This is a genomic window from Robiginitalea sp. (assembly GCF_049588695.1).
GTDB lineage: Bacteria > Bacteroidota > Bacteroidia > Flavobacteriales > Flavobacteriaceae > Robiginitalea.
This window is the reverse complement of record NZ_JBAVZJ010000246.1, coordinates 1-8,798: the sequence shown is the minus strand read 5'-3', so window position 1 is coordinate 8,798 and position 8,798 is coordinate 1. Positions and strand designations below refer to the sequence as shown.

The 8,798-nt window shown below is 48.5% G+C and carries 7 protein-coding genes; 6 read left to right on the top strand and 1 reads right to left on the bottom strand.

The window, feature by feature from the left end; genetic code table 11:
* Window positions 1-386, top strand: a 386-nt coding sequence (locus WBV75_RS05995) for an EF-Tu/IF-2/RF-3 family GTPase (RefSeq protein ID WP_424119737.1), incomplete at its 5' end; no start/stop codon positions are given.
* 207 nt (window positions 387-593) lie between these two features.
* Here the strand turns inward: WBV75_RS05995 and WBV75_RS05990 are convergent.
* Complete coding sequence (locus WBV75_RS05990) at window positions 594-953, bottom strand: SPOR domain-containing protein (RefSeq protein WP_424119736.1); 360 nt, start codon at window positions 951-953, stop codon at window positions 594-596.
* A gap of 325 nt (window positions 954-1,278) precedes the next feature.
* On the opposite strand from WBV75_RS05990, the gene WBV75_RS05985 reads away from it, so the two are divergent.
* Genes WBV75_RS05985 through WBV75_RS05965 form a run of 5 tightly spaced genes read left to right on the top strand, consistent with a single transcriptional unit; the run spans window position 1,279 to window position 8,668 of the window.
* Complete coding sequence (locus WBV75_RS05985) at window positions 1,279-2,670, top strand: c-type cytochrome (RefSeq protein WP_424119735.1); 1,392 nt, start codon at window positions 1,279-1,281, stop codon at window positions 2,668-2,670.
* A 27-nt stretch (window positions 2,671-2,697) separates the two neighbouring features.
* A complete protein-coding gene (locus tag WBV75_RS05980) occupies window positions 2,698-5,823 on the top strand; it encodes a TAT-variant-translocated molybdopterin oxidoreductase (protein ID WP_424119734.1) in 3,126 nt (1,041 codons plus the stop codon).
* Window positions 5,824-5,847: 24 nt separating this feature from the next.
* Complete coding sequence (gene nrfD, locus WBV75_RS05975) at window positions 5,848-7,572, top strand: NrfD/PsrC family molybdoenzyme membrane anchor subunit (RefSeq protein ID WP_424119733.1); 1,725 nt, start codon at window positions 5,848-5,850, stop codon at window positions 7,570-7,572.
* 4 nt (window positions 7,573-7,576) lie between these two features.
* Entirely contained in the window at window positions 7,577-8,098 is a 522-nt protein-coding gene (locus WBV75_RS05970; protein ID WP_424119732.1) for a DUF3341 domain-containing protein, read from the top strand.
* A gap of 9 nt (window positions 8,099-8,107) precedes the next feature.
* On the top strand, window positions 8,108-8,668 hold the full coding sequence (locus tag WBV75_RS05965) for a c-type cytochrome (protein WP_424119731.1): 561 nt from the start codon (window positions 8,108-8,110) through the stop codon (window positions 8,666-8,668).
* Window positions 8,669-8,798: the final 130 nt, after the last annotated feature.

The window sequence follows — 8,798 nt, the reverse complement described above, 5'->3', positions numbered from 1 at the left end:
AAATAGATATCCGCACCTATTCCATCATCTACGATGCGATTAACGATCTCAAGGATGCCATGGAAGGAATGCTCTCTCCTGAAATCAAGGAAGAGATTACCGGAACGGCCGAGATTCGGGAAACTTTTAAGATATCCAAGGTGGGTACCATTGCCGGGTGTATGGTGATGAGTGGCAAAATCTTCAGAAATTCAAATATACGTCTCATACGGGATGGAGTTGTGATCTACACAGGTCTGCTCGCTTCCCTGAAACGATTTAAAGACGACGTGAAAGAAGTTTCCAAAGGATATGACTGTGGAATGCAGATCAAAAACTACAACGACATTAAAGAAGGAGATATCATTGAGGCCTTCCAGGAAGTCGCTGTAAAAAAGACCTTGTAGCACAGCGTTTTTAAGTTTACTTAGAAAAGTTACCCGGATTCCTGCAAAGGAGGCCGGGTTTTTTGTTGTAAGGTTTGCAAAGGAGCAGGGGGGGGTGTTTATTGATTTTGAAGTTGCTGGCCCAAACGGGATTCAGGACTGGGGAAAGTACAATTCGACCTTGGCAGGTGGGTACAAAACTCTGGGGAGGATTAGCGATTTGCGGTCTCAGGACGCAGCAAAAGGGCCCCGGGGAATTGTTGCCGTACTTCCAGGAACTTTTTTTTCAGCCAGCAGGCGGTCTGTAAATTGACCTATATGTACTCTGTAAGTAGGGGAGTCAAAAACAATCTTAGGTACATATTCGGGAAAGGAAACAGAAGCTTCCTGCTTTAATTCTTCTGCCGCATCATAGGATCCAAAACCTATTTGAATCGTGTAATACAAGGCGTTTGCTTTGGCATCTTTGTAAATGGCGAGAAGTTTTTTTATCTGAGGATCCTCGTCAATGGAAACCTGACCCTGCTGTCCGTGCAGATGAAAGGACAGAAACAACAGAAAACCTAAGGTAAAAAACAGTTTGCGCATGGTACAATTCCTTATTGGGCATTAACGGGTATAAAGGTAATCCATTAGGGATTCAGGTGCTGTAGAGACTCATTATTTAGAACAATTATAAATTATAAATTCAGAAACCTTTAAGATTTCCCAAATAAAGTCTATGTCGTATTTTTGTCGACAATTTGGACCTTAGGAAATACGGGTGGAACCCCCGGTTTTGTATCCAAATTTTGAATGGTTCAGATAGATAAAAATACCTGAAAAGACAGTGATAAGAACTCCGGCCAACCCCTTTAAACGGACTGAATTCAGGTCGTTGTCGCAAACAGGAAAAAATATTGAACAACTGCTCATGAAAAAGGTTTTCAACCGCCATCAGTTATCCCCTCTTTTTGGTTTTTGTATCGTTATTTCTTTCCTTTTTTCACCCTCTGTAAGCGCCCAGGAGGAGGCTGCTGCACAGGAAGCGGCACCCGCGGAGGTCGCTCTTGCTGGTGAAGAAGGACCTTGCGGACCTGGCGATCCGGCGAAGGGGAAGCAACTGTTCAACCAGAATTGTGCCGCCTGTCACGCCCTGAACCGCAAAATGACCGGGCCTGCACTGGCCAACGCCGCGACCCGCCTGGTAGAAGAAGAAGGACTGGACTGCGACTGGATTTATTCGTGGATCAAGAACAGTCCGGGGATGATTGCTTCCGGTGATGCCTATGCGAATCGCATATACGAAGAATACAATCAGGCCGCCATGACGGCTTTCCCAACTTTATCCGATCAGGACATCAATGATATTATCGCCTATACCGAGGCGCCGCCACCCGCACCTGTCGCGGCGGCTACCCCGGCTACAGCTGCAGGTGAAAGTGCTGATTCCTCGGGAATTTCCAATGAATTAATACTGGGGGCCCTCGCTTTGGTGTTTGTCTTACTGGTGATGATGTTGATTCTGGTTAACCAAACCCTGAGGCGTATCGCTGTGGCCAATGGTGTTGTCCTGGAAAAGGAGAAAGCCGAAAAGCGCTTGCCTTTGTGGAAAGCCTTTGCGCAGAATCAATTCCTGGTTTTGGTCACATCGATCTTTTTGCTTCTTGCATCTGCTTACTTCGCCTATGGCTGGATGATGCAGGTAGGCATAGATCAGGGATATGCACCTATTCAACCGATACATTATTCTCACAAAATCCACGCAGGAGATAACAAGATCGAATGCAAGTATTGTCATTCCTCTGCTCGGGTCTCCAAACATTCTGGAATACCCTCCCTGAATATTTGTATGAACTGTCACAAATCCATTTACGAATACAAGGGTAATCCTGAAGGGCCTTCCGCTGAAGATCTCGCAAACGGGTACACTAACGAGTTTTATACAAATGAGATTAAAAAGCTCTACAAGGCTGTAGGATGGGACGAAGAGAACCAAAAGTACACCGGAGAGAGCCAGCCTGTGGAATGGGTTCGGATTCACAACCTGCCCGATTTTGCCTATTTCAATCACGCCCAGCATGTTTCTGTCGGCAACATTGAGTGCCAGACATGTCATGGCCCTGTAGAGGAAATGGAAATCATGTACCAGCACGCACCTCTTACCATGGGTTGGTGTATTAATTGCCACCGGGAGACCAATGTTCAAATGGAAGGCAATGAGTATTACGAAAAGATTCACGCCGAGCTCGCTAAGAAATACGGAGTTGATAAGGTAACAGCTGCTCAAATGGGCGGTCTGGAATGCGGTAAGTGTCACTATTAACAATCAGGAGTTATTTACAATAATCGTATGGCATCAAACAAGAAATATTGGAAAAGCGAGGCGGAACTCTCCCCGAACGATTCCATTGTTGAGACGCTTAAACAAAACGAATTCTCAGAGGCTATTCCTGTAGACGAGTTTCTTGGGGATAAGGAGCAGTTGGCAAATAGCCAGACCTCCCGACGCGATTTTCTCAAGTACGTCGGTTTTAGCACGGCAGCTGCTTCCTTAGCGGCTTGTGAGGGGCCGGTTCATAAATCCATACCCTATGTTTTTCAGCCGGAGCGTATTATACCGGGTGTGGCGAATTACTATGCCACCACAATCGCTGACGGGTATGACTATGCGAGTATCCTGGTAAAAACAAGGGAAGCGCGCCCCATTAAAATTGAAGGGAACAAGGAGGCCAAGGTATTTGGAGGAACAAATGCCCGTATTCAGGCTTCTGTTCTTTCCCTGTACGACAGCACCCGCCTGCAGGGTCCGCTGGCACAGGGAAATCCTGTAGAATGGGAAGCACTGGATGCCGGGGTTTCTTCTAAACTGCAGTCTGTCGCCCGCTCGGGTAAACAAATTGCCCTTTTGACCCAGACTTACGCGAGTCCTTCTACCTCCCGACTGATCTCACAGTTTTCAGAAACATTTGGGAATGTGAATCACGTCACCTACGATGCAATTTCTGCAAATGCCGCCCTGGATGCCTATCAGGCTAAATATGGAGAGCGTGCCCTTGCGGATTATGATTTTTCAAAAGCCGGACTTATCGTTTCCTTCGGGGCAGATTTCCTGGGAGACTGGCAAGGTGGGGGTTATGATTCCGGGTACACCAAAGGACGTGCTCCTAAAAATGGGATGTCCCGCCATGTTCAGTTCGAATCGAATATGACGCTTACAGGAGCCAATGCCGATAAGCGTGTGGCTGTTTCTCCTGCTGTACAAAAAGTTGCCCTGGCACATCTTTACGCCAAACTAAACGGGAGTTCTGTTTCAGGCGAACTTCCCGAAGCTGCCACTCAGGCATTGGAAGGCGTCTTACGGGAGATTGGAAAAAACAGGGGTAAGGCTGTCGTGGTCACCGGACTGGATGATACAGATGCACAGACCCTTGTGCTTGCCATAAATGAAATGTTGGGCAGTTTGGCCTTCGAGCCTAATGCGCCCAGGTACATTCGCAGCGGCAGTGCGGCCCGGTTGAATGCGCTGTTGGCGGATATGAAGAGTGGCAAGGTCGGAGCCCTGATTATGGATGGAGTCAACCCAGCGTACACCCTGCCGGATTCTGCAGCCTTTATAGAAGGTCTCAGCAACGTGGACTTGTCGGTTACCTTTACAACGAATGAAACCGAAACAGCCGGGCTTACTACTTATGCCGCCGCTTCCAATCACTACCTGGAATCCTGGGGGGATTTTCAACCAAAAAAGGACCATTTCAGCCTGATGCAACCTGTGATCCGGGAACTTTTCGATACCCGGCAATTCCAGCAGTGCCTCTTGAAATGGATGGGTTCTGAACAGAACTATTACGATTTTATCAAGGAAACATGGAGTACCGGGGTTCTCGCCAATGCAGACTGGAACCAGGCCCTCCACGACGGGGTATTCCATGCGGAATACGCTGTGTTGTACCGCGATCCGCTCATGCCCTTACAGGCTGAAGAGAAAACAGAAGAGGGAATCCTGGATTCAGAACCGACAGGTGTTTCTGATGTCGCCGCCGCTGCGCGACGCCTTGCCGGAAGTACGTCTTCTGGGATGAGTCTGGTCCTCTATACCAAAATTGGAATGGGAGATGGCCAACAGGCCGGTAATCCCTGGTTGCAGGAATTCCCCGATCCGATAACCCGGGTTTCCTGGGACAATTACCTCACTGTTTCCAAGAAAGATGCCCAGGCCCTTGGACTTGTAAACGATACCGCAGCGAACGGCGGTCTGGACGGCAGCAAGGTAAACCTGAATGTGGATGGAACCTCCCTGGCGGGGGTACCCGTGATCATACAGCCTGGCCAGGCCGAAGGTACTATGGGGCTATCCCTCGGGTACGGCAGGGTTTCAGGAATGAAAGAAGAAATGCGAACCGGGTTCAACGCCTTCCCGCTCTACCGGGATTTTAACTCGGTACAGTCCGCCACCGTGGAAAAAGCTGCAGGCATGCATGAATTTGCCTGTGTACAGCTTCATAAAACCCTTATGGGACGGGGCGATATCATCAAGGAAACTACCCTGGAAGATTTCAGTACGAAACCAGCTTCGGAATGGAATCACGTGCCGCAGGTATCGTTGGATCACCAGGAAGTCCCTGCAAATACTGTAGATCTTTGGGAAGGGTTTGACCGCTCTGTCGGACATCACTTCAATATGTCCATCGATTTGAATTCCTGCACGGGATGCGGTGCTTGTGTAATCGCGTGTAGTGCTGAAAATAATGTTCCCGTAGTTGGGAAGGAGGAAATCCGACGCTCGAGAGATATGCACTGGCTTCGTATCGACAGGTATTATTCTTCGGAGGATACGTTCAGTGGGGATAATGAAAAGAAAGACGCCATTTCCGGAGCTATGGAATCCAAGACGAGCTTTGGTGAAATGGAAGATCCTGCAGCCAATCCGCAGGTCGCCTTTCAGCCTGTAATGTGCCAGCACTGTAACCATGCGCCCTGCGAGACTGTATGTCCTGTGGCCGCTACGGTACACAGCCGCCAGGGGCACAATCACATGGCCTACAACCGCTGTGTGGGAACACGCTATTGCGCGAATAACTGTCCTTATAAAGTGCGTCGCTTTAACTGGTTCCTCTACAATAATAATGACGAGTTTGATTATCATATGAATAACGATCTGGGTAAAATGGTACTCAACCCGGATGTAAACGTGCGCTCACGTGGAGTTATGGAAAAGTGCTCCTGGTGTATTCAGATGTCCCAGAAGGCTATTCTGGATGCGAAACGCGAGGGCCGGGAAGTTAAGGACGAAGAATTCCAGACTGCTTGTTCCAACGCCTGTAGCAACGGGGCTATCGTTTTCGGAGATATCAACAATCCGGAAAGTGAAGTGGCTAAGCTGAAGGAAGACGATCGGATGTACCACCTGCTCGAACACGTTGGGACCAAACCAAATGTGTTTTACCACGTTAAAGTCCGTAATTCAAACGAAGCATAACAACCTAAGAAACGATAAATAAATATGGCGTCGCATTACGAAGCACCAATACGCAAACCCCTTGTACTGGGCGACAAAGGCTACCACGAGGTTTCTGTGGATATCGCCGCCCCGGTGGAGGGAAGAGCCAACAAGCAGTGGTGGATTGTTTTCTCCATTGCCCTGGCCGCATTCCTTTGGGGGGTGGGTTGTATTATTTATACCATTTCCACGGGGATTGGGACCTGGGGTCTGAACCGCACGGTGAATTGGGCCTGGGATATTACCAACTTCGTTTGGTGGGTAGGTATCGGTCACGCAGGAACGCTTATTTCAGCGGTTCTGCTCCTCTCTCGCCAGAAATGGCGTATGGCGATCAACCGATCGGCAGAGGCCATGACAATTTTTTCCGTTATCCAGGCAGGACTCTTTCCTATCATTCACATGGGGCGTCCCTGGCTGGCGTACTGGGTTTTACCTATTCCTAACCAATTTGGCTCCCTTTGGGTGAATTTTAATTCCCCTTTGCTATGGGACGTTTTCGCGATTTCGACCTATCTCTCGGTTTCCCTTGTCTTTTGGTGGACAGGGCTGTTGCCTGATTTTGCCATGATACGGGATCGGGCTGTGAAACCTTTCCAGAAGAAGATTTACAGCCTGGTGAGTTTCGGCTGGTCCGGCAGGGCAAAAGACTGGCAGCGTTTTGAAGAAGTTTCGCTCGTCCTGGCAGGTCTTGCCACTCCACTCGTACTTTCAGTGCATACCATTGTATCTTTTGACTTTGCAACCTCAGTTATTCCGGGATGGCATACGACGATCTTCCCTCCTTACTTTGTGGCCGGGGCGATCTTTTCAGGATTTGCCATGGTAAACACCCTTCTGATCATTATGCGGAAGGTGAGTAATCTGGAAGACTATATCACGGTTCAGCACATCGAATTGATGAATATCGTAATCATGATTACGGGTTCTATCGTGGGGTGCGCTTATATAACCGAATTGTTTATTGCGTGGTATTCCGGGGTAGAGTACGAACAGTACGCCTTCCTGAACCGGGCTACTGGTCCTTACTGGTGGGCCTATATGCTTATGATGACCTGTAACGTGGTTTCACCACAGATTATGTGGTTTAAGAAGATACGGACCAGTATCCTTATTTCTTTTATCATTTCGATTGTGGTAAATATCGGGATGTGGTTTGAACGGTTTGTGATTATCGTAACCTCCCTCCACAGGGATTACCTCCCATCTTCCTGGACCATGTTCTCTCCGACCTTTGTCGATATCGGGATTTTTATCGGTACCATCGGATTTTTCTTCGTTCTCTTTTTGCTCTATGCACGCACCTTCCCGGTGATTGCACAGGCCGAGGTGAAATCGATTTTGAAGTCTTCCGGAGAGCGCTATAAGAAATTGCGGGATGCCGGTCAACCCTTATATACTATGCCGGCTACGGCGGCAGCAGTAAAGACTGGGGAGAAAGCTGATGAGACTGGCGGAGCCCTCGATAAGGCGGGTAGCCTACTCAAGGCAATCGGAGTTTTCGATTCGAAATCCGAAAAGGCAGACGATCTGAAAAAAATCAAGGGAGTGGGCCCGCAAATGGAGCAGACCCTGAATGAAATAGGTATTTTTACTTTCAGGCAGGTAAGCCGGATGACCGAGCGGGAATACGATCTGCTGGATGCGCTGACGGAGTCCTTCCCGGGAAGGGCACTCAGAGATGACTGGGCAGGCCAGGCAAAACGATTAATGGACGACAATTCTTAAGACTATGGCATCTAAAGTTATTCACGCATATTACAATGACGATGACGTGCTGATGCAGGCAGTCAAAAAGGTAAAGGCAGCCCGGCATCATATCGAAGAGGTCTACTGCCCATTCCCTGTTCACGGGCTCGACAAGGCCATGGGGCTCGCACCAACACGGATCGCGATCACATCGTTTATGTACGGCTGTTTAGGGTTAACAGTGGCTATTGTGATGATGAATTATATTATGATTCAGGACTGGCCACAGGACATCGGGGGAAAACCGAGTTTCAGCTACCTTGAAAATATGCCGGCTTTTGTGCCTATCATGTTTGAGATGACTGTATTCTTCGCCGCCCACCTCATGGTAATTACCTTTTACCTGAGAAGTCGGTTATGGCCGTTTAAAGAGGCTGAGAATCCGGATGTCCGCAGTACTGACGACCATTTTATTATGGAGGTGGAAGTACACGGCAATGAATCGGACCTGACGGCCCTTTTAATGGAAACGGGAGCTGTAGAAATAAACAGTTTAGAAAAGTAAAATCGAAAGATGAAGAACTTACTTATAACAACTGGGGTACTCGTAGTGATTCTCTCGCTGGCATCGTGTAGGGATGACAATCAGCTGAATTACCAGTACATGCCCAATATGTATGAATCCGTGGGGTATGAAACCTATGAGCAGGTGGATTGGCTGCCCAATGGTTCAGAAGCCCTGACTCCGGTGGAGCACACCATTTCCCGCGGGCTTGTTCCCTATAGTCTGGAAAACACCCCGGAAGGAAAAGAAATGTCGGCCCTGGTTACGAGTCCTTTGGACTCGCTTCAAGGCGAGGCGAACCTGGCAGTGGGTAAGGAACTCTATGATATTTATTGCGCCATATGCCATGGGGCCAAGGGTGATGGAAAAGGAACCCTGGTTCAACGTGAGAAGATTTTAGGGGTCCCTTCATACAACGACCCCGCGCGTAACATTACACCCGGGAGCACCTACCACGTGATGTATTACGGCTTGAATTCCATGGGTTCTTATGCGAACCAGCTCAATCACGAAGAGCGGTGGCAAGTAGCTGAGTACGTGATGAAATTAAAACAAGACCTAACCAAATAAGATAGCGACTGCAGATGTATACCTTCTCAAACAGACTGAAAATAGGATCTCTGATTCTTATGGCTCTAGGGCTCGTGGGAATGGGGATTGGATTTGTTTCCGCGCCCTCGACAGTGGAAGAAGCCAAAGC